We start from the raw sequence: 23,791 nt of genomic DNA, 5'->3' as shown, positions 1-23,791 counted from the left end.
GTGGCAGCCCCGGCCCCTGCTGACCGCCCTCTTCAGCCGTCGGAGGGGCCGGCCCGGCCCTTCAGGCCCTGAAGCGTCAGGAGCAGCAGCCGGTCCGCCAGCGCCGGGTCGTCCGGCGTCTGCTCCGCCGCCAGCGCGATCGCGTTCGTCAGCTGCAACAGATCGTCGATCGAGACGTCCGCGCGCACCGCCCTGCTCTCCTGCGCCCGCGACAACAGCCGGGCCCCCGCCTCCCGCAGCGGCGTATGGCACTGGGCCAGCGCCGAAGTCTCGTCCCGCGAGGCCGACATGAGCGCCTGGGCCAGCCCGCGGTACTCACCCGCATGAGTGACAATCGCCCCCAGCCACTCCACCAGCGCCCGGCACGGCTGCTCCGCGCCCGCCAGCTCCCGGGAGCGCTCCAGGAGCGCGCTCAGGGCCTCCTGGAACACCGCGTTCATCAGGGCGTGCCGGTTGGGGAAGTGCCGGTACAGCGTGCCGATGCCCACCCCCGCCCGCCGCGCGATGTCCTCCAGCGAGGCATCGGTGCCGTGCTCCGCGAACGACGTACGGGCTTCGCCCAGCAGCCGGTCATAGTTCCGCCGCGCGTCCGCGCGCATCGGCCGGTCCGGCACCTGCGCCGTGCTCATCGACATCGAGATCGCCCCTGCCATCGCGCCGTCCTCCCGGAAACCCTGGGTCCAGGATGCCACCGCACGGCGAAGGGCCCGGTCCGAGTCGTGCGACCCGGACCGGGCCCTCAGGAAAGCGGCGGTGCCGTCAGTCCTTGATCTCGCAGATCAGGGCGCCGGAGGAGACCGAGCCGCCGACCTCGGCGGTGAGGCCCTTGACGGTGCCGGAGCGGTGGGCGTTGAGGGGCTGCTCCATCTTCATGGCCTCCAGGACGACGACGAGGTCGCCCTCCTTGACCTCCTGGCCCTCCTCGACCGCGACCTTCACGATCGTGCCCTGCATCGGGGAGGCGAGGGTGTCGCCCGACGCCGCGGAACCGGCCTTCTTCGCCGCCCGCCGCTTCGGCTTCGCACCTGCGGCCAGCCCGGTCCGGGCCAGGCTCATGCCCAGCGACGACGGCAGCGAGACCTCCAGCCGCTTCCCACCGACCTCGACGACGACCGTCTCGCGGCCCGACTCCTCGTCGGTGTCCGCGTCCGCGGGAGCGGCGAACGGCTTGATCTCGTTGACGAACTCCGTCTCGATCCAGCGGGTGTGCACGCGGAACGGGTCCGCGGTGAACGCCGGATCGACCACGACGGCGCGGTGGAACGGGATCGCGGTCGCCATTCCCTCGATCGTGAACTCGCCCAGCGCACGGGAGGCCCGCTGGAGCGCCTGCTCACGGGTCGCGCCGGTCACGATCAGCTTCGCCAGCAGCGAGTCCCATGCCGGGCCGATCACACTGCCCGACTCGACCCCGGCGTCCAGACGGACTCCCGGACCCGAGGGCGGCGCGAAGGCGGTGACGGTTCCGGGGGCGGGGAGGAACCCGCGGCCCGGGTCCTCGCCATTGATCCGGAACTCGAAGGAGTGCCCGCGCACCGCGGGATCCCCGTAGCCGAGCTCCTCACCGTCGGCGATGCGGAACATCTCCCGCACCAGGTCGAGGCCCGTGACCTCCTCGGTCACCGGGTGCTCGACCTGAAGGCGGGTGTTGACCTCCAGGAACGAGATCGTGCCGTCCAGGCCCACGAGGAACTCGACCGTCCCGGCACCGACGTAGCCGGCTTCCTTCAGGATCGCCTTGGACGCCGCGTACAGCTGCGCGTTCTGCGCGTCGGACAGGAAGGGGGCCGGGGCCTCCTCGACCAGCTTCTGGTGCCGGCGCTGCAACGAGCAGTCACGCGTCGAGACGACCACGACATTGCCGTGGGAGTCGGCCAGACACTGCGTCTCCACATGGCGCGGCTTGTCGAGATACCGCTCGACGAAGCACTCGCCCCGGCCGAACGCCGCGACGGCCTCGCGGACCGCGGAGTCGTACAGCTCCGGGATCTCCTCCAGCGTGCGGGCCACCTTCAGCCCACGGCCGCCGCCACCGAACGCCGCCTTGATCGCGACCGGCAGCCCGTTCTCCCGGGCGAACTCCACGACCTCGTCGGACCCGGACACCGGGTCCGGGGTCCCCGCGACCAGCGGAGCACCCGCGCGCTGCGCGATGTGCCGGGCGGCGACCTTGTCGCCCAGATCGCGGATCGCCTGCGGCGGCGGACCGATCCAGGTCAGTCCCGCGTCCAGCACCGCCTGTGCGAACTCCGCGTTCTCCGACAGGAACCCGTATCCCGGATGAATCGCGTCCGCGCCCGAGTCCGCAGCCGCCCGGAGGACCTTGGCCACATCCAGATAACTCGCCCCGGGGGTGTCACCGCCCAGAGCGAACGCCTCGTCGGCCGCCCGGACATGCAAAGCATCCCGGTCCGGATCCGCGTAGACCGCCACGCTCGCGATCCCCGCATCCCGGCACGCCCGAGCAACGCGGACAGCGATTTCGCCACGGTTGGCGATGAGCACCTTGCGCACGATGACTCCCTCCTTGAAACAAGCTGAGTTTAGGGACTACCGACACGGCCGTACGACCCGTCCCCAATAGTGAGCTTGCCCACACGGAGTGTGATTCGAGGCTTGCTTGAGTCGTAAAATCCCTTGTCGCACCACGGTACGCCGCGTTCCCCAAGCGCACAGTAGCCACGAGGTGTGGTGCAGGTCTCGGTAATCAGGGTCAACGCCGCAGGGCATTTCTTTGTGGATTCCCTACGAACGGCCGGTGGATTCTTTGCCCGTCGAGCGAGGGCGCGCGACCCCTTGTCCGAAGGATTACCCGTTAGTAGGGTCCGCGATATCGCACGTACTGCAGGTAACAGGGGGTGGCGCCGTGGCGCGCAGACCGGTGGCGGTCGTGACCGCGCTCGTACTGTTCGGCGAAGCCGTGGGCATCGTGCTCATCAACGCCGTACTCGCGACGCTCACGGAGAACCAGAACATGTCGCTGGCCGGCCTGGACCCGGACGCCATGTCCACCGGCACCTGGGTGATGGGCGGTGTCTCCGGATTCCTGCTGGCGCTGTGCGGTCTGGTCGCGCTGGTGGCCGCGATACGGGACCGCTCGCCGGGCCGGGCGGGCCGCATCGCCCTCATCGGGTGCGCGGTCGTGCACGGGGTGCTGGGAGCCGTGACGGTGGGCCTGGTCGGCTGGGCCGCGTTCGCGGTCATGATGGCCGTCCTGGCCCTGCTGGTGCTGACACTGCTGGCGTACGGCCCCGAGGGCCGGGGCGCCGACGGCGGCGGGAACGGGAGCGGCGCCGACGCGTCCGCCCCCGCGCCCGTCTGAGGGCCGTCCCGGATCAGACCCACAACTCCGTCACGGAGATGTCGAGCTCCCCGAGGAGCCGGCGCAGCAGCGGCAGGGAGAGCCCGATGACGTTGCCGTGGTCGCCCTCGATGGAATCCACGAACGGAGCCGAGCGGCCGTCCAGGGTGAACGCCCCCGCGACATGGAGCGGCTCGCCCGAGGCGACGTAGGCGGCGACCTCGGCGTCGGTCGGCTCGCCGAACCGGACGACGGTGGACCCGGTCGCGGAAGCCGTACGGCCGGACGCGGTGTCGATCACGCTGTGCCCGGTCCGCAGGACGCCCGCCCTGCCGCGCATGGACTTCCAGCGCGCGGTGGCCTCCTCGGCGTCGGCGGGCTTGCCCAGCGCCTCGCCGTCCAGTTCGAGCACCGAGTCGCAGCCGATGACCAGGGCGCCCCCGGCCTCGGGGCGGGCGGCGACGGCCGCGGCCTTGGCCTCGGCCAGCACGAGCGCCAGTTCGGCCGGGGTCGGGGCGGTCAGGGCGTCCTCGTCCACGCCGCTGACGATCACCTCGGGCGCGAAACCGGCCTGGCGCAGGAGGCCGAGGCGGGCGGGCGAGGCGGAGGCGAGCACGAGGCGGCGCTGATCAGTCATACCGGCCATCGTAGAAGGACCGGCGGCGGCCACGTGCCCCCGCCGGGGAAGGCCCGGTGTCCCCGCCGGGAAGAGCCCCGCAGCCCCGCCGGGGAAGGCTCAGCGGATACCCAGGGCGAACATCGCGACCACCATGGCGAGCGCGAGCACCAGGCCCACGCGGCGCATCATGTCCTGGGCGTCGCGCAGTTCCTTCGGCGGCTTGTTCTCGGGGTCGGACCACAGCATGCTCCGATCCTGCTGCGGAGCCCGCCCCTACGCCTGAGTACGGATACTCAGCCACCCCCCGTACGTACGGACTAATTAATTCCGACCGGCACATGGGGGGCGGCCTCCGTACGTACGGAGTGCGGCTCAGGCGGGCCAGTACGTCCGGGCCCAGGACCGCGGACCCGGCTGCGGCCGCCCGCGGCGGGCGATGCGGCCCGGGTCGGACCACTGCTCGGGCGGTACCGGCTCGCCCGAGGACACGGCAGCCGTCGCCGCCGCGCGTGCCTGGACCACCGCGAGGGCGGCGGCCAGCTCCTCCGGGGTCGGGTTGCCCCGTACGACCTTGATCATGACCAGGGCCCTTTCTAGAGGGGGATGTTTCCGTGCTTCTTCGGGGGCAGCGACTCCCGCTTCGTCCGCAGCTGCCGCAGGCCCTTGACGATGTGGGCCCGGGTGTCGGACGGCATGATCACCGCGTCGACGTAGCCGCGCTCGGCCGCCACGTACGGGTTCAGCAGGGCGTCCTCGTAGTCGGCGATGAGTCCGGCGCGGGTGGCTTCCGCCTCGGCGGGGTCCGTGACGGCGGCGATGGTGCGGCGGTGCAGGATGTTCACCGCGCCCTGGGCGCCCATCACCGCGATCTGCGCGGTCGGCCAGGCGAGATTGATGTCGGCGCCCAGGTGCTTGGAGCCCATGACGTCGTAGGCGCCGCCGAACGCCTTGCGGGTGATCACCGTGATCAGCGGGACGGTGGCCTCCGCGTACGCGTAGATCAGCTTGGCGCCGCGGCGGATGATGCCGCCGTACTCCTGGTCCACGCCCGGCAGGAAGCCCGGCACGTCGACGAAGGTCAGCACCGGCACGTTGAACGCGTCGCAGGTACGGACGAAGCGGGCCGCCTTCTCGCTCGCGTTGATGTCCAGGCAGCCGGCGAACTGCATCGGCTGGTTGGCGACGATGCCGACCGGGTAGCCCTCGACGCGGCCGAAGCCGGTGATGATGTTCGGCGCGAACAGGGCCTGGGTCTCCAGGAACTCCCCGTCGTCCAGCACATGCTCGATGGCGGTGTGCATGTCGTACGGCTGGTTCGCCGAGTCCGGGATGAGGGTGTCCAGTTCGCGGTCCTCGTCCGTCGTGGCCGTATCGGCCTCCTCCGGGAAGGCGGGCGCCTCGGAGAGGTTGTTCGAAGGGAGGTACGAGAGCAGGGACTTGACGTACTCGATCGCGTCCTTCTCGTCGCCCGCCATGTGGTGCGCCACACCGGACGTGGTGTTGTGCGTACGGGCGCCGCCCAGCTCCTCGAAGCCGACGTCCTCACCGGTGACCGTCTTGATGACGTCGGGTCCGGTGATGAACATGTGGGAGGTCTGGTCGACCATCACCGTGAAGTCGGTGATCGCGGGGGAGTAGACGGCTCCGCCCGCGCACGGTCCGACGACCAGCGAGATCTGCGGGATCACACCCGAGGCGTGCACATTGCGGCGGAAGATCTCGGCGAACAGACCGAGGGCGGCCACCCCCTCCTGGATGCGGGCGCCACCGCCGTCGTTGATGCCGATGACCGGACAGCCGGTCTTCAGGGCGAAGTCCATGACCTTGACGATCTTCTCGCCGTAGACCTCGCCGAGCGAGCCGCCGAAGATCGTGAAATCCTGCGAATACACGCAGACGGGGCGGCCGTCGACCGTGCCGTAGCCGGTGACGACGCCGTCTCCGTAGGGGCGGTTCTTCTCGATGCCGAAATTGGTGGAGCGGTGCCGGGCGAACTCGTCGAGTTCCACGAAGGAACCCTCGTCGAGCAGGAGATCGACCCGCTCGCGGGCGGTCAACTTGCCCTTGGCGTGCTGCTTCTCGACCGCGCGGGCGGAGCCGGCGTGCGTCGCTTCGTCAACGCGGCGCTGCAGGTCCGCGATCTTGCCCGCGGTGGTGTGGATGTCGCTCTGCGGCTCGGACATCGGGTGGCGGCTCCCTGCCTGGTCACGGGGACGACTAGTACCGGTCACGGGGAACGGGCCAGTACTCCGTACAGCTAACGGGCCAGTACTCCGTACAGGGCTACTGGCTCGTCATGGCTACTGACTCGTAGCGTATCGGCGCCGATACGGTTCGGCAGTGCGTCGTTTGCCACACCTAGGCTGGCTTGCATGACATCACCGGATGCGCCACACAACCGCTGGTCGGACCTGGACCGGCCGCCCCTGAACGTCGCCGCGCTGCGCCGCGGACTGCTGCGGCCCGGCGGGCTGTGGAGCTCACTGGACGTGGTGGAGTCGACCGGATCGACCAACTCCGACCTCGCCGGGCGCGCCGATGACCTGGCCGAGGGCACGGTCCTGGTCGCCGAGGAGCAGACGGCGGGGCGCGGGCGTCTGGACCGGGCGTGGACGGCGCCGTCGCGCTCGGGGCTGTTCTTCTCCGTCTTCCTGACGCCGCGTGAGGTACCCGCGGAGCGCTGGGGCTGGCTGCCGCTGCTGGCCGGGGTCGCCGCCGCGACCGGGCTCGCCAGGTCCGCGGGCGTCGACCTGGCGCTGAAATGGCCCAACGACCTCCTGGTCACCGTCTCCGGGGGCTCCGGCCTCCCCCGGCCGGGGGAGACACCGGCGGGCGCGGAACGCAAGGCGGGCGGCATCCTCGCCGAGCGCGCCGGGGCCGGTGTCGTCATCGGCATGGGCATCAACGTCTCCCTGCGCGCGGACGAACTGCCCGCCCCGACCGCGGGCTCGCTGGCGCTGGCCGGCGCGGTCTCCACCGACCGGGAGACCCTGCTGCGGGCCGTCCTGCGTTCGCTGGAGGAGTGGTACGGGACGTGGCGCGCGGCGGGCGGGGACGCCGCGGCGAGCGGACTCCAGGAGGCGTACGCGGCGGGCTGCGCGACCCTGGACCGGACCGTACGGGCCCAGCTGCCCGGCGACCGGACGATCGTCGGCGAGGCCGTGGCGATCGACGGCGACGGCCGTCTCGTGCTGTCCACCGGCGGGGGGCTCCTGGAGCCGGTGTCCGCGGGCGACATCGTGCACCTGCGGGGCGCGGAGGGCGGTCTGACCTGAGAACGGGGGGAATCGGCGCGGGGCGGGCCGCGGCGGAATACCGCAAATACGGGAGATGTCACGTGCGACGCACCCGTACCGGGCAACCAGGGACGTGAGCTAGGGCACATCTGCCGTATCGTTGAGGCGATCCAGCGACAGATCGGCAGGGCAGTGCGCAGGGAACGGGCAGGAGGCGGCTGGTGACCGTCGACGACACAACCTCCGGCGAGGGCGCGGAGCCCCCTTCGGAACCCTCGGTCCACGCCACACCGCATCATGAGGTCGACCACACGGTCGAACCGACCGACGACCCCCTCGCGATCCGGCTCGAACAGCTGATCCTCGGGGCCGACCGCCGCTACACCCCCTTCCAGGCGGCCCGTACCGCCGGGGTGTCCATGGACCTGGCGTCCCGGTTCTGGCGGGCCATGGGCTTCGCCGACATCGGGCAGGCCAAGGCACTCACCGAGGCCGATGTGCTGGCGCTGCGCCGGCTCGCCGGTCTGGTGGAGGCGGGGCTGCTGAGCGAGCCGATGGCGATCCAGGTGGCCCGGTCGACCGGGCAGACCACCGCCCGGCTGGCGGAGTGGCAGATCGATTCGTTCCTGGAGGGGCTGACCGAGCCGCCCGAGCCGGGGATGACCCGTACCGAGGTCACGTATCCGCTGATCGAGCTGCTGCTGCCGGAGCTGGAGGAGTTCCTCGTCTATGTGTGGCGGCGTCAGCTCGCCGCGGCCACCGGCCGGGTCGTTCAGGCGGCCGACGACGACGAGATGGTCGACCGGCGGCTCGCCGTCGGCTTCGCCGACCTGGTGGGATTCACCCGGCTGACCCGGCGGCTGGAGGAGGAGGAGCTCGGCGAACTGGTCGAGGCGTTCGAGACCACCTCCGCCGACCTGGTCGCGGCCCACGGCGGACGGCTCATCAAGACCCTGGGCGACGAGGTGCTGTTCGCCGCCGACGACGCGGGCACGGCGGCCGAGATAGCACTGCGTCTGATCGAGGCGATGGCGCAGGACGAGACGATGCCGGCGCTGCGGGTCGGCATCGCGTTCGGCACGGTCACCACCCGGATGGGCGATGTCTTCGGTACGACGGTGAACCTGGCCAGCCGGCTCACCTCGATAGCCCCGAAGGACGCCGTGCTGGTCGACGGGGCGTTCGCCAAGGAGCTGACCCGCACCGGTGACGCGCCCGCCTCCGAGGCACAGGCCGCCGAGGAGGTCGCGGCCCATGCCGAGCGGGCCCGGCTGGCCGAGAAGGAGGGCCGGGTGGTCGAGGACGCCCCGCCGCTGCCCACGTACCGCTTCGGACTCCAGCCGATGTGGCAGCGTCCGGTGCGCGGGCTCGGGGTCGTGGAGCCGTGGCTGCTGGCCCGGCGGGGCAAGACCGGGAGCTGACGCGGTCCCGTGCTCCCGCGCGGGGCAGTGTCCTGATGTCGACCCGTAAGGACGCCCGCGGCGCCCGCCGCCGCGGGCGTCCTTACGGTGTCGGCCGGTCCTGTCTAGGATCCCTCCGGTAACGCTCGTTAACCGGAGGGGTGCAGTCATGACCGTCACGTCGGAGCAGCGGTTCGGGGAATTCGTCGTCGTACGGCGGCACGAGGGCCAGGAGCACGTCGCCGAGCTGGTGCTCGACCGGCCCAAGGCCATGAACGCGATGTCCACGGAGATGGCCCGCTCCCTCGGGGCCGCCTGCGAGTCGCTGGGCGGCGACCGGGACGTACGCGTCACCGTCCTCACCTCCAGTCATGAGCGGGCCTTCTGCGTGGGCGCGGACCTCAAGGAGCGGAACTCCCTCACCGACGCCGAGCTGATGCGGCAGCGGCCCACCGCGCGGGCCGCGTACACCGGAGTGCTCGAACTGCCGATGCCGACGATCGCCGCCGTGCACGGCTTCGCGCTCGGTGGCGGCTTCGAGCTGGCCCTGGCCTGCGACCTGATCGTGGCCGACAGCACCGCCGTGGTGGGCCTGCCCGAGGTGTCGGTCGGGGTGATCCCGGGCGGCGGCGGTACGCAGCTGCTGCCCCGCCGGGTCGGTGCGGCGCGCGCCGCGGAGCTGGTCTTCACCGCGCGCCGGGTGGTGGCGGCCGAGGCCCGCGAGCTGGGGCTGGTCGACGAACTGGTCGACGCGGGCCGGGACCGGGAGGAGGCGCTGGCGCTCGGCGGCCGGATCGCGGCCAACTCCCCGGTCGGGCTGCGCGCGGCCAAGCGGGCGCTGCGGCTGGGGCACGGGCTGGATCTGCGGACGGGTCTGGAGGTGGAGGACGCGGCCTGGCGGTCGGTGGCCTTCTCCGGCGACCGGGTGGAGGGTGTGGCCGCCTTCAACGAGAAGCGGCGGCCGAACTGGCCCGGAGAGTGACGAAGTGATGTTCCGCGGTCGGAAAGTGACCTCAGGTGAGGCGCGCTGAAGATTGTTAAGCCCTCAAACTGATCAAAACGGAACAAATCTACATAAGCTGTTCAAATGGGTGGTGACGATGCGCGCCTGCGGGCCGTGGTTTCGCTGGCGCAGACGATGGCGGCTGCCTACACCTCGCGCGAATCGTGGCGGGCTGCGGCGTTGGGGGCCTGTGAGGCGCTGGGCGGCAGCTTCGCCGCGCTTTCCGTCTGGGAGCGCGACCGGGGCAGGCTGAGGGTGCTGGTGAACGCGGGGCGACTCGACGAGGCGGAGGAGGAGTTCCCCGAGGGCGAGGTGTACCCGGTGCACCAGTTCCCGGAGATCACCGAGTTCCTGCACGAACGGTGGGCGGGCGGTGGTGAGCCGGACGCCTGGGTGGAGACCGCCGACGGCCTGCCGGGTGCGGGCGGCCCGGCCCGCGGCGCCCGCCCGTACTGCCATCAGCGGGTCGCGGCCCTGCGGCGGCGCGGGCGCGGCTGCTGCGTGGTCGCGCCGATCGTGCTGCACGGGCGGGCCTGGGGCGAGCTGTATGTGGCGCGCCAGACGGGGGAGCCGGTGTTCGACCGGGACGACGCGAACTTCGCGACCGTGCTGGCCGCCGTCGTCGCGGCCGGGATCGCGCAGACGGAGCGCCTGGAGGAGGTCCGCAAGCTCGCCTTCAGCGACCCGCTGACCGGGCTCGCCAACCGTCGCGCCGTCGACATCCGGCTCGACGAGGCGGTGGAGCGCCATCGCACGGAAGGTGCCGTCGTCAGCTTGGTGGTCTGCGATCTGAACGGCCTCAAAGCGGTCAACGACACGCATGGCCATGCCGTCGGCGACCGTCTGCTGGAACGTTTCGGCTCGGTGCTGTCCCGGTGCGGGGCGATGCTGCCCGACGCCCTCGCGGCCCGGCTCGGCGGCGATGAGTTCTGCCTGCTCGCCGTGGGGCCCGGCGCGGACGACGTGGTCCGGGTCGCCACGGAGCTGTGCGAGCGCGCGGCCGTGCTCGAACTCGGCGACGGGGTGGCCTGCGGGGTCGCGTCCACCGGCGACCCGATCGGCCCGGTGCGCTCGGCCCGCCGCCTGTTCCGGCTGGCGGACGCGGCGCAGTACCGGGCCAAGGCGGCGCGCTCGGTGGGGCCGGTGGTGGCCGGGCGGGACGGCGAGGTGATCCGGCTGGCCGACTCGCCGCCGAAGTCCGCCCACGACCGGCGCAGGCTGCGCGGTCAGCGTCCCTGACCGGCGCGGGCTGCCCGGTCACCGCCCCTGGCCGGCTCCGGGCCGCCGACGGTCGGTAAGGGGTCAACCGGGCAACCACTAGTGACATGTGGGGTTTCAGTCCGTACGCTTCTGAATATGGATATGCATACAGTCGTGGTGGGGACGTCCGGTACCACCGCCGAGGACGTCATCGCCGTGGCCCGCGGGGGCGCCCGGGTCGAGCTCTCCGCAGCCGCCGTGGAAGCCCTGGCCGCCGCCCGCCGGATCGTGGACGCGCTCGCCGCGAAGCCCGAGCCGGTCTACGGCGTCTCCACCGGCTTCGGCGCCCTCGCCAGCCGCCACATCAGCCCCGACCTGAGGGCCCAGCTCCAGCGCAACATCGTCCGCTCGCACGCCGCGGGCATGGGCCCACGCGTCGAGCGCGAGGTCGTCCGCGCCCTGATGTTCCTCCGGCTGAAGACGCTCGCCTCCGGCCACACCGGCGTACGCCCCGAGGTCGCCCAGACCATGGCCGACGTACTCAACGCGGGCATCACGCCCGTCGTGCACGAGTACGGCTCGCTCGGCTGCTCCGGCGACCTGGCCCCGCTCTCGCACTGCGCCCTGACGCTGATGGGCGAGGGTGACGCGGAAGGCCCCGACGGCACCGTGCGCCCCGCGGGCGAGCTGCTGGCCGCCCACGGCATCGCACCGGTCGAACTGCGCGAGAAGGAGGGCCTCGCCCTCCTCAACGGAACCGACGGCATGCTCGGCATGCTCGTCATGGCCCTCGCCGACCTGAAGAACCTCTACACCTCGGCCGACATCACCGCCGCCCTCTCGCTGGAGGCGCTGCTCGGCACCGACAAGGTCCTCGCCCCGGAGCTGCACGCCATCCGCCCGCACCCGGGCCAGGGCGTCAGCGCCGACAACATGCTGCGGGTGCTGGCGGGTTCGGGCCTCACCGGTCACCACCAGGACGACGCGCCGCGCGTCCAGGACGCCTACTCCGTGCGCTGCGCCCCGCAGGTCAACGGCGCGGGCCGGGACACCCTCGCGTACGCGGCCGTGGTCGCCGGCCGTGAGCTGGCCTCCGCCGTCGACAACCCGGTGGTGCTCGCCGACGGCCGGGTGGAGTCGAACGGCAACTTCCACGGCGCCCCCGTCGCGTACGTCCTCGACTTCCTCGCCATCGTCGCCGCCGACCTCGGCTCGATCTCCGAGCGCCGCACCGACCGGCTCCTGGACAAGAACCGCTCGCACGGGCTGCCGCCGTTCCTCGCCGACGACCCCGGGGTGGACTCGGGCCTGATGATCGCCCAGTACACCCAGGCGGCCCTGGTCAGCGAGATGAAGCGGCTCGCGGTCCCCGCGTCCGCCGACTCGATCCCGTCCTCCGCGATGCAGGAGGACCACGTCTCCATGGGCTGGTCGGCGGCGCGCAAGCTCCGTACGGCCGTCGACAACCTCGCCCGGATCGTCGCCGTCGAGCTGTACGCGGCGACCCGCGCCGTCGAGCTGCGCGCCGCCAAGGGCCTCACCCCGGCCCCCGCCTCGCAGGCGGCCATCGACGCGCTGCGGGCCGCCGGTGTCCAGGGGCCCGGCCCCGACCGCTACCTCTCCCCGGACCTGGCCGCCGCCGACACCTTCGTACGCGAGGGGAAGCTGGTGGCGGCCGTGGAACCGGTCACCGGGCCGCTGGCCTGAGCGGACGCGCCTACGGCCGCTGTCGTACGCGTCGTCGTGCAGGCCGTCGCACGCACTGTCCTGCATACGAAGGGAGGGAGGGCTGCCGCACCGTCCGGTGCGGCAGCCCTCCCTCCGTGCGGGTGCCGGGTCAGAGCGCCGGGCGTACCGCGCCGCGGCGCACCGCGTACGTGACGAAGCCCGCGCCGATCCCCAGCAGTGCCGTGCCGCCGATCAGGTACGGCGTGGTGTCGACCCCCACGCCGGTGTCGGCGAGGGTCTCCCCGGAGCTCTCGTCCCCGGCGGTGGCGGGCTGCGCTGCCGGGTGTGCGGATGCGTTCGCCCCGGTCTGCCGCGCCGTCCCTTCGACGGTCGCGTTGGCCGAGGGGACGAACCAGAGAGCGCCGAGCAGGGTCCCTGCGGCGGTGGTGGTCAGCAGTGTGCGACGAGCGACGGACACAGAATCGATCCCCTTGCGACAACCATGAGTTAGCCCCGTGGGCCGATGCTAAGCAAAGCAGCGGGTCGTAGGAAAGTCGCGGACGGAAGGAGCCTTACGCTCCGGCGTATGAGCACTTCAGAGACATCCAGATTTGTTCGTCTTCGTGTGGAGATGGTGCTGGAGATCACCGACCTCGACGCCCTGACCGGTACCGCCCTCGAAAGCATCGCCGCCGAGTACGGGGAGCCCGTCGCCGGGATCGCCGAGGGGGACACCGCCGAGGAACGCCTCCGTGCCGAGGCCACCGTCCGGGCCGACGGAGCGGAGGCCCTCGCCTCGCTGGTGGACCCGTTCGACCTGGTCAGCGAGGTACCGGGGGTCGAACTCGCCCAGGCGTCGTGGAGCAGCGAGACCGTCGACTACGACCCCGACGCGGAGGGCTGGGACGACGACGAGGACGAGGACTACCTCGGCGAGGACATCCTCTACGAGGACGAGCCGGAGGAGGACGGCGACGATGCCGGCGGCGAGGTCGCGCACAATGGGAAGGAAGAAGACGAGAACAGCGGCGCGGTACGGCAGGGCTGACGTGTGAGGACACCGGCCCCGGCCCGCCCACCCGCGGACCGGGGCCGCACTGTGTCCCGGCCGTGCGAGCACAGGCAGGCCGGGAACCACCGCTGCCACCGCCGCGTCGTTGAGTGGTGTTCCCCACATCTGTCACGGATGAGGAACCGAGCGCCCGCTCCGGGTGTTCTTGGAACATTGACGGGTAATCGCCGTCCGGCGGACCCGTTCGGGGATTTTGGGGAATCGGCAACGATGGAGAAGCGTGTGATGACGGACAGCAAGCGGCGCAGGGGCCTCGCGGCCGCGTCCGTACTGCTCGGCGGCGTGCTGGTGCTTTCGGCCTGTAGCGACGGTGACAAGGACGCGAGCGCCGACAGCTCGAAGTCGTCTCAGGCGCAGGCGGTGGACAAGGCGGCCGCCGAGGACGCCTCCGAGGCGCAGATAGCGATCAAGCCGAAGAACGGCGCCACCAACGCCAGCATCAACAACGACGCCAAGGTCACCGTCACCAAGGGCAAGCTGACCGAGGTCACCATGACCACCGCGGCCGGCGACGCCGTCAAGGGCAACCTGGCGGCCGACGGCATGAGCTGGCAGCCGGCCGGTCAGCTGGAACGCTCCACCACGTACAAGATCAACGCGACGGCGAAGGACTCGAAGGGCCGCGAGGCACACGAGAACAGCTCCTTCACCACCGTGTCGCCCGCCAACAGCTTCATCGGTAACTTCACCCCCGAGGACGGTTCCACCGTCGGCGTGGGCATGCCGGTCTCGATCAACTTCAACAAGGCGATCACGGACAAGAAGGCCGTCCAGGACGGCATCACCGTGACGTCGAGCAGCGGCCAGCAGGTCGCCGGTCACTGGTTCAACTCCCAGCGTCTGGACCTGCGCCCCGAGGACTACTGGCAGGGCGGCTCCACCGTCACGCTGAAGCTGGCGCTGGACGGTGTCGAGGGCGCGGACGGCGTCTTCGGCGTCCAGCAGAAGACCGTCACCTTCAAGATCGGCCGCAACCAGGTCTCGACCGTCGACGCCAAGACCAAGATGATGACGATCACCCGGGACGGCAAGACGGTCAAGACCATCCCGATCTCCGCCGGTTCGCCCGACAACCCGACGTACAACGGTCAGATGGTGATCTCCGAGAAGTACAAGGAGACCCGGATGAACGGTGCGACCGTCGGCTTCACCGACGACGACGGCAAGGGCGAGTACGACATCAAGGACGTCCCGCACGCCATGCGGCTGTCGACCTCGGGCACCTTCATCCACGGCAACTACTGGGGCAAGGGCATCTTCGGTACGGCCAACACCAGCCACGGCTGCGTGGGCCTCGCCGATGTGAAGGGCGCGGGCGACGCCAACCAGCCCGCCGCCTGGTTCTACAACAACTCGCTCATCGGCGACGTGGTCATCGTCAAGAACTCCCCGGACAAGACCATCACCCCGGACAACGGCCTCAACGGCTGGAACATGAGCTGGGCCCAGTGGACGGCGGCCTCCGCCGGCTGACGCGCTCCCGCTCCGTCCCGATCCCCGTACGAAGGCGGCGGCACCCGGATCCCCGGTGCCGCCGCCTTCGGCGTACCCGGGCGTACGTGGGGTACATCGGGCGTACGTCGGCTTACCCCAGGGCGTACCCGCGCGCACCCCGGCGTTCTCATCCCGCTCTCATCGCGGCCTTATCTCCCCATCACGCCCGCTCCATAGCTTCACGCCATGTTCTTCACCTACCTCCGGCGCGAGCTGCGCCGCCGCAGAAAGGCGGCGCTCGTCGTCGCCTCCGGGCTCGCCCTGGGCATTGCGCTGGTCATCGTCGTCAGCTCGGTCTCCTCCGGCATGACCAAGGCCCAGGACAGGGTCCTGCAGTCGCTGTACGGGCTCGGCACGGACATGACCGTGACCAAGGCCGCCGCCGCTCCGGGCTCGGCCTCCGAGCGCCCCCGGTTCGAGTTCGACGCCAAGGACAGCGGCGACGACACGACCCAGAGCACCGACCGGGTCGGAGCACGGGCTGACCTTCGTGATGGTCACCCATGACAGTTCGATCGCCCGTAGGGCGCCCCGGCTCGTCACCATTCGCAAGGGCCGCGTCACCGTGACGGAGAACGCCTCGGCGTGAGGCGGGCGTCGTCGGGGTGGTGCGGTCCGGCCGGGTGGTGCGGTCCGGGTCGGGTGGCGCGGTCCGATCGGGGGAACGGTCGGATCGGGTGGTGCGGCTTCATCCCGTCCATGCGGCCACGGCGGCCCGGTAGCACAGCAGATCCCTGCGCCGGATCTGGCGAAGCCCCGCCAGGTCCTCGTGGGGACTGCCGTCCGTCAGGGTGCACGGCCCACCGGCTCCGGCGCCCTCGGGCCGGTCGGGGGCCCGTCCGGTGACATGGGCGCGCAGCCCGCGCCAGGGCCGGAACGGCAGCCAGAGCAGTCCGTACAGCCAGCGCCGCACCAGTCGCCGGAAGGCGGGCCGGCCCGCGTCGGGCAGGCCGATCACCCGGACGCCCATGATCAGCTTTCCCGCGCTCGCCCGCACGGCCGCGGTCAGCAGTACCTGGTTGGCGAACGACAGGGCCAGTGCCAGCCCGATGAGCAGCCCGGCCGTCCGGCCCGCGCCGGGCGTGTCCAGGTAGGGGCGGACCAGCAACCCGACCGCCAGCAGGCAGAGGTAGGAGTCGAGCCCGATCGCCAGATACCGCCGCATGTCCCCGGCCGCCGAGGGAAGACGGGGCGGTCGGCTCGGCGCTCCGGGCGGGTACGGATGCGGATGACTCAGCGCGCCGGGCGCATACGGATACGGATGCGGATACGAGGGGAGCTGGTGCGGGCGCGCCTGGTGCGGCGCGGCCGCGTGTGCGTACAACGGCGGTGTTCCCAACGGGCGTTGACCGCTCCGTGGTCCCCATGGCGTTGTCATGACGGCATCATGGCTGACCGTCAGGTGCCGTGTCCCGCTTCCCGCAGGGTAAGAACTCGCTCATCGGATCACCCTCGCACAACCCGACCCGGCGTACCGACCTCGTTGCCTCCGGGGCGAGAAGGGGCAAGGAAGGCCAAGGAGGGGTAGCAGGGGCAGCGGAGGCAACCGGTCCCGGCTCCGGATCACTCGCAGCCGTCACCGGTCCACGGCAGCCGGTACCGCGCGTCCAGCCGGTACTCACCGCCCCGGTCCACCGTGAGCCGCGTCCACTCGCCGTCCCGGCGCACGCGCCCACCGCCGTCCGCCCGCAGCCACGGCGAGTACGCGATCCGAATCCGTACCGAACCGGCCGCCGGCATCCGCAGCACCAGCGAGGCCGCGTCACCGCGGACCACGGCACCCGGCGCGGACACCAACGGCACGGCGTCGCGGACCCGGTAGATCCGCCACCCCTCGTCCTGCCACACCGGCTCCAGCCAGTCGGTGCCACGCCGTACGATCTCCGCCTCCGCCTCCGCCGGGCTGTCCGGTTTCCCGCTGTGCAGGACCACCAGCCCGACGCCCCAGCGGTCGAGCCAGCCGCGGTAGGCCGCCGGGGTCAGGGTGCCGTCGTAGAACAGCCGCCCGCGCTCCACGTCCAGTTGGCGGTTCCAGCCGCGCGCCATGGAGGCGTACGGGGCGAGCACGGCGGCCTCCCGGTGGTTGCGGGCCGGGACGACCTCGATCCGGGTGCGGTCGGCGCCGAAGCGGTGCAGGGCGGCGACGACCCCGTCGGTGTGCGCGGCCCAGGCGGGCACATCGTTGGAGACCTTCAGGTCGTCGTCGGTCTTGTCCACCACCCAGCCGGTGTTGACGGCCAGCACCGCCGCCAGCACCACCGCCGGAACCGCGCCCCGCATCCACCCCGCGCCCCGCGCCGACCCCGCCATACGCGGCACCCGACGGGCGCCGCGTGTCAGCAGGGCGGCCAGCAGTACGGGCGGACCGGCGACCCCCACCAGCCGCTCCACGTTCGTCCCGATGGGCGAGGAGACCAGAAAGGTCAGGACGACGCCGACCGCGTACACGGCGCCCGCGAACCGCACCACCCGCCAGCCGCCCTCGCGCGGCGCCGCCAGCCACACGGCCGCGCAGGTGGCGAGCGGCATCCACAGCTTCCCGGAGGGCATCGGCTGCTCCCCCGTGAACGGGAAGAGCACCGTGGTCACCCCCACCACCGCGAAGGGCGGCAGCACCAGCGCGAGGGCCCGGCGCCACTGCCGGTCGAGCCCGTGGGCCGCACCCGCCACCACCAGGAACAGCCCCGCCACCGGGCTCGCGGCCGTCGTCAGCACCCCGCACACCGCCGCGAGCGCCGGACGGCTCCGTACGCACAGCAGCGCGACCAGCCCGATCGCCACGCCCAGCGCGAACGTCGTCCGCCCGGACGCGACATTGCACCAGAGCACCAACGACCCCAGCACCGCGGGCGCCAGTGGCCACCGCGCCCCGCCGCGCACGCACAGCCGGGCCAGCGCCCACGACCCCAGGAGCCCGGCGCCCACGGACACCGCCCGCACACCCAACAGGCCCATCAACGGCGGGGCCAGCACGCTGTAGTTGGCGGTGTGCGTCCCGCCGTACCAGGAGAGGTTGTACGCGGACGAAGGGTGCCGCGAGACGAAGTCGGCCCAGGCGACCTGCGCCGCCAGGTCCCCGCCGCCGGTGGCCAGGACCGTTGCCCACACCACGTACAACGGCACCACCGCCAGGGTCGCGACGAGCGGCACCTGCCACAGGGTGCGGCTTCCGTCGCCGCTCACCGCGGGGACCGGGCCAGGAGTGTGCGTGCGGACGCTCTCGGTGATCCCCATGAGCACAGACCCTAACGGGGCTGGGTCACCCTTTACGGTGATGGGGAACGCATGCGCGAACGGGCACGAAGGGCGGCCGGGTACGGCTATGGAGAACGACGACACCACCTGGCGGCTGAGGCTGCGACTGCCCTCGTGGCGGGGCGAGGACCTGGTCGGCGACATCGCCGTCGACGAGCACGACTTCCCCTGGCTGCACGGCCGGTTCCTGGCCGGCCCCGCCCATGAGGAGGTACGCGACCTCTTCGCGCGCGAGCTGGTCCTCCTCGACCGGATGGACGAGGAGGGGAGCGACGAGAGCGCCGAAGCCTGGGAGACGGTCCACGACCAGGTGAACCGGACGATGACCCTGACCCGGCCGACGGGCGGGACGGTCGCCGAGTTCCTGCTGCACATCCAGGACGGCCGTGCCTGGTTCCGGTGGAGCGACGCCCCCTTCCCGAAGGACGACGTGTAGCTGGGTACACCCCGGACCGGGGTGAGGGCTCCCTCGTGACGGCTGCCTCCGGCCGGGAGACTCGACGTATCACCCCAAACGGAGGACACCATGAAGGCCCTGCTCTGGCTCGTACTGTCCGTCTCGCTCGTCGCGAACACCTTCATCGGCTTCGCGGTGGAGGAGAGCGGTCCGCAGATCGCGATGAGCGTCGTCGCGGGGGTCCTGGTGATCGGCTCCGGGGTCGGCCTCTGGATGCTGCGCGAGCCGCGCGAAACCAGTTGATCAAAGTCGATATGTCGATCGAGGCAGGTATGGGGCCGGTAGGGGGCCGGTACGCGGCCAGTATGTGGATGCCTTCGTAGATCATCAGACCGCTCTGGGACAATTGCGCCGTACAACGGTCCGTACGTCAGCCCTCGGGACGGGGGCGTCGACGTGCATGTCGCCGACCCATGGAAGGTCTTGATCAGATGCCGGCCAGCCCCGCCGCCTCACGCCCGCACGACGCCGACCACCGTGTCATCGAGCCGCTCTACGCCGAGATCCTGCGGCGAAACCAGGGCGAGCACGAGTTCCACCAGGCGGTACGCGAGGTCCTCGAAACGCTCGGTCCGGTGCTGGCGCGGCGGCCGGAGTTCGTCGACGCCCGCATCATCGAGCGGATATGCGAGCCCGAGCGTCAGCTGATCTTCCGGGTGCCGTGGGCGGACGACTCCGGCGACATCCATGTGAACCGGGGCTTCCGGGTCGAGTTCTCCAGCTCGCTCGGCCCGTACAAGGGCGGACTGCGTTTCCACCCCTCGGTCAACCTCGGCATCGTGAAGTTCCTCGGCTTCGAGCAGATCTTCAAGAACGCCCTCACCGGCATGCCCATCGGCGGCGGCAAGGGCGGCGCGGACTTCGACCCCAAGGGCCGTTCCGACGCCGAGATCATGCGGTTCTGCCAGTCCTTCATGACCGAACTCCACCGCCACCTGGGCGAGTACACCGACGTCCCCGCCGGTGACATCGGTGTGGGCGGCCGGGAGATCGGCTACCTCTTCGGCCAGTACAAGCGGATCACCAACCGCTACGAGTCCGGTGTCCTCACCGGAAAGGGCCTCGGCTGGGGCGGCGCCCAGGCGCGTACCGAGGCGACCGGCTACGGCTGCGTCCTGTTCACCGCCGAAATGCTGCGCAGCCGGGGCGACTCCCTCGACGGCCGGCGCATCGCCGTGTCGGGCTCGGGCAACGTGGCGATCTACGCCATCGAGAAGGCCCAGCAGCTCGGCGCGACCGTGGTGACCTGCTCCGACTCCGACGGCTATGTCGTCGACGAGAAGGGTATCGACCTCGCCCTGCTCAAGGAGATCAAGGAGGCGGGCCGCGGCCGGGTCTCCGAGTACGCCGAACGCCGTGGTGAGCACGCGCGGTTCGTGCCCGGTACGGGTGTCTGGTCCGTGCCCGTCGATGTGGCCCTGCCCTGCGCCACGCAGAACGAACTCCACGAGGCCGACGCCCTCACCCTCGTACGCAACGGCGTGAAGGCCGTCGCGGAGGGCGCCAACATGCCCACCACCCCGGACGCCGTCCGGGTCCTCCAGGAGGCCGGTGTCGCGTTCGCCCCCGGCAAGGCGGCCAACGCGGGCGGTGTGGCGACCAGCGCGCTGGAGATGCAGCAGAACGCGTCCCGCGATTCCTGGTCCTTCTCCCACACGGAGGAGCGGCTCGCGGAGATCATGCGCCACATCCACGACTCCTGCCACACGACCGCCGAGCGCTACGGCAGCCCCGGCAACTACGTGGTGGGCGCCAACATCGCGGGCTTCGAGCTGGTCGCGGAGGCCATGCTCGCGCAGGGCCTGATCTGACGGCAGGCGCCGCGGGGACCGGTCCGGTCGACCTCCGACGGGACCGGTGTCCGTTCGGCCCTCCGACGGGACCGGTGTCCGTTCGGCCCTCCGACCGGACCGGTGTCCGTTCGGCCCTCCGGCTCCGCATCCGGTCGGCACGACGGCCCCCGCGTCCGGTCGCACGACGGCCCCCGCGTCCGGTCGGCACTCCGGCCCCCGCGTCCGTGTTCGTGTGCCCTCTTCCCGCAAGACGGCCGCACGTCACGGGACTTCGCCGACAGCAGATCCGCCCCGGGCGCAACGCCCGCACCTCGCTGGCCGGGCGCGACGCTCCTACTCTGGAGCGGTGAGCATCCATGCGACGAACCAAGCCCGCGTCATCCCCCTGCGCCCGTTCCCCACGACGCGGCCGGACGCCGCCGCGCCCGCCGCCCCCGCGCCCAGAGAGCCGCTCTGGCGGGACATCGTCGGTGATGTCCTGCGCCGCGAGCGACTGGACCAGGAGCGCACGCTCAAGGACGTGGCCGACGCGGCGCGGATCTCGATGGCCTATCTCTCCGAGGTGGAGCGCGGACGCAAGGAGGCTTCGTCGGAAGTCCTCGCCGCCGCCGCGCACGCGCTCGGTCTCAGCCTCGCGGATGTGCTCGGTCTGGCCCGGGCCGATCTGGTCCGCCTGACCGGGGCACGCCCCCTGACCACCCGCCTCGGCCGCGCCGCCGCTCCGTCCAGGGCCCCGATGGGAGAGGTGCGCCTGGCGGCCTGAAGCCGGGGAGCCCCCCGCGCCCCCCGCCTCCGCCCGCCTGCTCCGCCGTCAGACGCGCGCCGGGATTCTCCGGCTGAGCACCTCGTCGGCGAGCCCGTACGCCACCGCCTCGTGCGGGGTGAAGATCTTGTCCCGGTCCATGTCCGCGCGGAGCGTCGCGAGGTCGTGGTCGGTGTGCCGGGACAGGACCTCCTCGACCTCGGACCGGATCCGGAGCATCTCCTCGGCGTGCACGCGCAGATCCGAGACCGTCCCCTGCTGCCCACCGCTCGCGGGCTGCCCCAGCAGCACGCGGGAGTGTTCGAGCACGAACCGCCGCCCCGGATTCCCCCCGGCCAGCAGTACCGCCGCCGTCGAGGCGGCCTGCCCCACGCAGAACGTCGAGATCGGCGAGGCGACGAAACTCATCGTGTCGTAGATGGCCATCAGCGAAGTGAACGAGCCACCGGGGGAGTTGATGTAGATCGCGATCTCCGTGTCCGGGCTCGACGACTCCAGGTGGAGCAGTTGGGCGATGACGACGTTGGCGACCCCGTCGTCGATCTCCGTACCGAGGAAGATGATCCGCTCCGACAGCAGCCGGCTGAAGACGTCATAGGACCGCTCACCCTGCGGGGTGCGCTCGACGACGTTCGGAATCGTGTACTGGCCCATGATTCAGAGTCCGATCCGTCGTCGTGAACCTGCGGGCCGTACGTCATCCAGGGCGTCGACGACGCGGTCGACCATGCCGTACTCCCTTGCCTGCTCGGCCGTGAACCACCGGTCGCGGTCACCGTCGCGGGAGATCGTCTCCGCGTTCTGGCCCGTGTGCTCCGCGGTGATCCGCTCGACGGCCCGCTTGGTGAAATCCAGGTTCTCCGCCTGGATCGCGATGTCGGCCGCGGTCCCGCCGATCCCGGCGGACGGCTGGTGCATCATGATCCGCGCGTTGGGCAGCGCGAAGCGCTTCCCTGGCGTCCCGACGGTGAGCAGGAACTGCCCCATGCTCGCCGCGAACCCCATGGCGAGGGTGGAGACATCGTTGGGGATCAGCCGCATCGTGTCGTAGATCGCGAGCCCGGCGGTCACGGAGCCGCCGGGGCTGTTGATGTAGAGGCTGATGTCGGTGCGCGGGTCCTCCGCCGACAGCAGGAGCAGCTGCGCGCAGACCCGGTTCGCGGATACCTCGTCCACCTGCGTGCCGAGGAAGACGATCCGCTGGGTGAGGAGCTGCGCGGCCAGGTGGTCGTCGAACCGCGTCGAGGGCGTGTCCTCGTCGGCGGCGCGCGGGTACGTGGCGAGGTGTGGTGACATGCGGTCCTCCTGGTGGGTGGCGCGGCTGCTGCCGCGGTGTTCGCTCCACCTTTGCCCCGCCCGCACCTACCGCGGGGATTTCTCGGCCCACGGCAGATTCGCCGACGGCAGATGACGGCAGACGACGGCAGCGCGGCCCCGGCGCACGAAAGCGGCGGCAGGCCCGAAGACCTGCCGCCGCAGTCCGGTTCGCGAGCGGTCACTCCGACCGTCGGTCACCCCGTCCCCGGGGCATTCCGACCCGGGGCGTTCCGTCCCTGGGTCACTCGCCCGACGACGCCGGGGCCACCCCGATCGGGCAGGAGACGCCCGTTCCGCCGATCCCGCAGTAACCCGCCGGATTTTTGTCCAAGTACTGCTGGTGATACGCCTCGGCGGGCCAGAACGGCCGGCCCTCCGCCGGGAGGATCTCCGTGGTGATCGTGCCGAAGCCGGAGCCGGTCAGGACCTGCTGGTACGCCTCGCGGGACGCGGTCACCGCCGCCGCCTGCTCGGGCGAGTGGGTGTAGATCGCCGAGCGGTACTGGGTGCCCACGTCGTTGCCCTGGCGGAAGCCCTGGGTCGGGTTGTGGGACTCCCAGAAGAGCTTCAACAGCTCCGCGTACGTGACCACCTTCGGGTCGAAGACGACGCGGACGGCCTCGGTGTGGCCGGTCAGGCCCGAGCAGGCTTCCTCGTACGTGGGGTTCTCGGTGTATCCGCCCTGGTAACCGACAAGGGTCGTCCAGACACCCTCCGTCTGCCAGAACTTTCGCTCGGCGCCCCAGAAACAGCCCAGCGCGAAGTCCGCGGTCTCCAGGCCCTCGGGGTACGGACCGAGCAGCGGGTTGCCCAGGACCGTGTGGCGGGAGGGGACCGTGAATTCGGGGGTGGGCCGGCCGCGCAGGGCCTGCTCGGGGGTGGGGAGCTCGGGGGTACGGCTGTTCAGGAACATGCTGAGGCTCCTCCGGGGGCCGGGTGCGGGGTCGCTTCGTACAACAAAGGGGCGGCGGTCAGGATTCCGGGCCGCCCGCCGATGGGCCGCCCGCCGACGGGCCCGTGCCCTCGCGACGTGCGGCGGCGTCGGCGGCGGACTCGTGCGCCGCCATGTACGCGGCCGTCTTCCTCCTCGCCCGGAGCCAGAGCCAGACGGCGAGCGCGATCATGACGAGCGGGATCAGTCGTGCCATGCGGGATACCGGTCCAATCCGAAGGAAGGAGTCCGAGAGAGGTGCGGGGAAGGTGTGAGGAGCTC

Annotated in this window: 25 protein-coding genes and 2 pseudogenes; 14 read left to right on the top strand and 13 right to left on the bottom strand. The window is 71.4% G+C overall.

What is annotated here, in order from left to right:
• Nucleotides 1–32: 32 nt before the first annotated feature.
• Both OG413_RS05010 and OG413_RS05005 read right to left on the bottom strand, forming a co-directional pair.
• The gene (locus OG413_RS05010; RefSeq protein WP_266803206.1) at nt 33–653 is read right to left on the bottom strand and encodes a TetR/AcrR family transcriptional regulator; all 621 of its coding nucleotides are present in this window, start codon (nt 651–653) and stop codon (nt 33–35) included.
• Nucleotides 654–759: 106 nt separating this feature from the next.
• Entirely contained in the window at nt 760–2,514 is a 1,755-nt protein-coding gene (locus tag OG413_RS05005) for a biotin carboxylase N-terminal domain-containing protein (RefSeq protein ID WP_266803205.1), read from the bottom strand.
• 352 nt (nt 2,515–2,866) lie between these two features.
• Between OG413_RS05005 and OG413_RS05000 the strand changes: the two genes are divergently transcribed.
• On the top strand, nt 2,867–3,322 hold the full coding sequence (locus OG413_RS05000) for a hypothetical protein (RefSeq protein WP_266803204.1): 456 nt from the start codon (nt 2,867–2,869) through the stop codon (nt 3,320–3,322).
• Nucleotides 3,323–3,335: 13 nt separating this feature from the next.
• Here OG413_RS05000 and OG413_RS04995 read toward each other — a convergent pair whose 3' ends face one another.
• The 4 genes from OG413_RS04995 to OG413_RS04980 form a co-directional block, all read right to left on the bottom strand.
• Entirely contained in the window at nt 3,336–3,947 is a 612-nt protein-coding gene (locus OG413_RS04995) for a nucleoside triphosphate pyrophosphatase (protein ID WP_266803203.1), read from the bottom strand.
• 90 nt (nt 3,948–4,037) lie between these two features.
• Nucleotides 4,038–4,166, bottom strand: coding sequence for a morphogenic membrane protein MmpB (gene mmpB, locus OG413_RS04990; protein ID WP_266803202.1), 129 nt, complete (start codon nt 4,164–4,166; stop codon nt 4,038–4,040).
• A 126-nt stretch (nt 4,167–4,292) separates the two neighbouring features.
• Nucleotides 4,293–4,499: an acyl-CoA carboxylase subunit epsilon gene (locus tag OG413_RS04985; RefSeq protein WP_266803201.1), complete on the bottom strand. Its 207-nt coding sequence runs from the start codon at nt 4,497–4,499 to the stop codon at nt 4,293–4,295.
• Nucleotides 4,500–4,513: 14 nt separating this feature from the next.
• Nucleotides 4,514–6,103, bottom strand: a complete 1,590-nt coding sequence (locus OG413_RS04980) for an acyl-CoA carboxylase subunit beta (RefSeq protein ID WP_266803200.1) — start codon at nt 6,101–6,103, stop codon at nt 4,514–4,516.
• Between the two features lie 189 nt (nt 6,104–6,292).
• On the opposite strand from OG413_RS04980, the gene OG413_RS04975 reads away from it, so the two are divergent.
• The 5 genes from OG413_RS04975 to hutH all read left to right on the top strand — a co-directional run bounded on the left by OG413_RS04975 (nt 6,293) and on the right by hutH (nt 12,466).
• The gene (locus OG413_RS04975) at nt 6,293–7,195 is read left to right on the top strand and encodes a biotin--[acetyl-CoA-carboxylase] ligase (protein ID WP_266803199.1); all 903 of its coding nucleotides are present in this window, start codon (nt 6,293–6,295) and stop codon (nt 7,193–7,195) included.
• Nucleotides 7,196–7,377: 182 nt separating this feature from the next.
• On the top strand, nt 7,378–8,577 hold the full coding sequence (locus OG413_RS04970; RefSeq protein ID WP_266803198.1) for an adenylate/guanylate cyclase domain-containing protein: 1,200 nt from the start codon (nt 7,378–7,380) through the stop codon (nt 8,575–8,577).
• A 148-nt stretch (nt 8,578–8,725) separates the two neighbouring features.
• Nucleotides 8,726–9,538: an enoyl-CoA hydratase/isomerase family protein gene (locus OG413_RS04965; RefSeq protein WP_266803197.1), complete on the top strand. Its 813-nt coding sequence runs from the start codon at nt 8,726–8,728 to the stop codon at nt 9,536–9,538.
• Nucleotides 9,539–9,643: 105 nt separating this feature from the next.
• Nucleotides 9,644–10,798: a GGDEF domain-containing protein gene (locus OG413_RS04960; RefSeq protein WP_266803196.1), complete on the top strand. Its 1,155-nt coding sequence runs from the start codon at nt 9,644–9,646 to the stop codon at nt 10,796–10,798.
• Between the two features lie 117 nt (nt 10,799–10,915).
• Nucleotides 10,916–12,466, top strand: coding sequence for a histidine ammonia-lyase (gene hutH / locus OG413_RS04955; RefSeq protein WP_266803195.1), 1,551 nt, complete (start codon nt 10,916–10,918; stop codon nt 12,464–12,466).
• Nucleotides 12,467–12,596: 130 nt separating this feature from the next.
• On the opposite strand, the gene OG413_RS04950 is transcribed toward hutH, so the two are convergent.
• Nucleotides 12,597–12,905 carry a hypothetical protein gene (locus OG413_RS04950; protein ID WP_266803194.1) on the bottom strand — a complete coding sequence of 103 codons (309 nt, stop codon included), beginning with the start codon at nt 12,903–12,905 and terminating at the stop codon, nt 12,597–12,599.
• Nucleotides 12,906–13,013: 108 nt separating this feature from the next.
• Between OG413_RS04950 and OG413_RS04945 the strand changes: the two genes are divergently transcribed.
• The 4 genes and pseudogenes from OG413_RS04945 to OG413_RS04930 form a co-directional block, all read left to right on the top strand.
• Nucleotides 13,014–13,475 (top strand): hypothetical protein, encoded by a 462-nt coding sequence (locus OG413_RS04945; RefSeq protein WP_266803193.1) that lies wholly within the window; start codon nt 13,014–13,016, stop codon nt 13,473–13,475.
• A 234-nt stretch (nt 13,476–13,709) separates the two neighbouring features.
• On the top strand, nt 13,710–14,972 hold the full coding sequence (locus OG413_RS04940) for an Ig-like domain-containing protein (protein ID WP_266803192.1): 1,263 nt from the start codon (nt 13,710–13,712) through the stop codon (nt 14,970–14,972).
• Nucleotides 14,973–15,179: 207 nt separating this feature from the next.
• Nucleotides 15,180–15,464: pseudogene (locus OG413_RS04935) on the top strand (ABC transporter permease); the annotation flags it as partial.
• A 1-nt stretch (nt 15,465) separates the two neighbouring features.
• Nucleotides 15,466–15,582: pseudogene (locus OG413_RS04930) on the top strand (ABC transporter ATP-binding protein); the annotation flags it as partial.
• A gap of 99 nt (nt 15,583–15,681) precedes the next feature.
• Here the strand turns inward: OG413_RS04930 and OG413_RS04925 are convergent.
• Entirely contained in the window at nt 15,682–16,158 is a 477-nt protein-coding gene (locus OG413_RS04925; RefSeq protein ID WP_266809888.1) for an RDD family protein, read from the bottom strand.
• A 398-nt stretch (nt 16,159–16,556) separates the two neighbouring features.
• Nucleotides 16,557–18,143: a hypothetical protein gene (locus OG413_RS04920; protein ID WP_266809886.1), complete on the bottom strand. Its 1,587-nt coding sequence runs from the start codon at nt 18,141–18,143 to the stop codon at nt 16,557–16,559.
• 172 nt (nt 18,144–18,315) lie between these two features.
• Between OG413_RS04920 and OG413_RS04915 the strand changes: the two genes are divergently transcribed.
• The 4 genes from OG413_RS04915 to OG413_RS04900 all read left to right on the top strand — a co-directional run bounded on the left by OG413_RS04915 (nt 18,316) and on the right by OG413_RS04900 (nt 21,261).
• Entirely contained in the window at nt 18,316–18,684 is a 369-nt protein-coding gene (locus OG413_RS04915) for a hypothetical protein (RefSeq protein ID WP_266803191.1), read from the top strand.
• A 90-nt stretch (nt 18,685–18,774) separates the two neighbouring features.
• Nucleotides 18,775–18,948: a hypothetical protein gene (locus OG413_RS04910; protein WP_266803190.1), complete on the top strand. Its 174-nt coding sequence runs from the start codon at nt 18,775–18,777 to the stop codon at nt 18,946–18,948.
• Nucleotides 18,949–19,136: 188 nt separating this feature from the next.
• Entirely contained in the window at nt 19,137–20,516 is a 1,380-nt protein-coding gene (gene gdhA / locus OG413_RS04905) for an NADP-specific glutamate dehydrogenase (protein ID WP_266803189.1), read from the top strand.
• 328 nt (nt 20,517–20,844) lie between these two features.
• Nucleotides 20,845–21,261: a helix-turn-helix domain-containing protein gene (locus OG413_RS04900; RefSeq protein ID WP_266803188.1), complete on the top strand. Its 417-nt coding sequence runs from the start codon at nt 20,845–20,847 to the stop codon at nt 21,259–21,261.
• A gap of 48 nt (nt 21,262–21,309) precedes the next feature.
• Here OG413_RS04900 and OG413_RS04895 read toward each other — a convergent pair whose 3' ends face one another.
• The 4 genes from OG413_RS04895 to OG413_RS04880 all read right to left on the bottom strand — a co-directional run bounded on the left by OG413_RS04895 (nt 21,310) and on the right by OG413_RS04880 (nt 23,726).
• Nucleotides 21,310–21,915, bottom strand: coding sequence for a ClpP family protease (locus tag OG413_RS04895; RefSeq protein ID WP_266803187.1), 606 nt, complete (start codon nt 21,913–21,915; stop codon nt 21,310–21,312).
• 3 nt (nt 21,916–21,918) lie between these two features.
• The gene (locus tag OG413_RS04890; protein WP_266803186.1) at nt 21,919–22,557 is read right to left on the bottom strand and encodes an ATP-dependent Clp protease proteolytic subunit; all 639 of its coding nucleotides are present in this window, start codon (nt 22,555–22,557) and stop codon (nt 21,919–21,921) included.
• A gap of 262 nt (nt 22,558–22,819) precedes the next feature.
• Nucleotides 22,820–23,491 carry a peptide-methionine (S)-S-oxide reductase MsrA gene (msrA, locus tag OG413_RS04885; RefSeq protein ID WP_266803185.1) on the bottom strand — a complete coding sequence of 224 codons (672 nt, stop codon included), beginning with the start codon at nt 23,489–23,491 and terminating at the stop codon, nt 22,820–22,822.
• A 58-nt stretch (nt 23,492–23,549) separates the two neighbouring features.
• The gene (locus OG413_RS04880) at nt 23,550–23,726 is read right to left on the bottom strand and encodes a hypothetical protein (RefSeq protein ID WP_266803184.1); all 177 of its coding nucleotides are present in this window, start codon (nt 23,724–23,726) and stop codon (nt 23,550–23,552) included.
• Nucleotides 23,727–23,791: the final 65 nt, after the last annotated feature.

It is taken from the genome of Streptomyces sp. NBC_01433, from assembly GCF_026340105.1.
In the GTDB taxonomy this organism is placed as follows: Bacteria; Actinomycetota; Actinomycetes; order Streptomycetales; family Streptomycetaceae; genus Streptomyces.
This window is presented reverse-complemented; position numbering and strand designations above follow the sequence as displayed.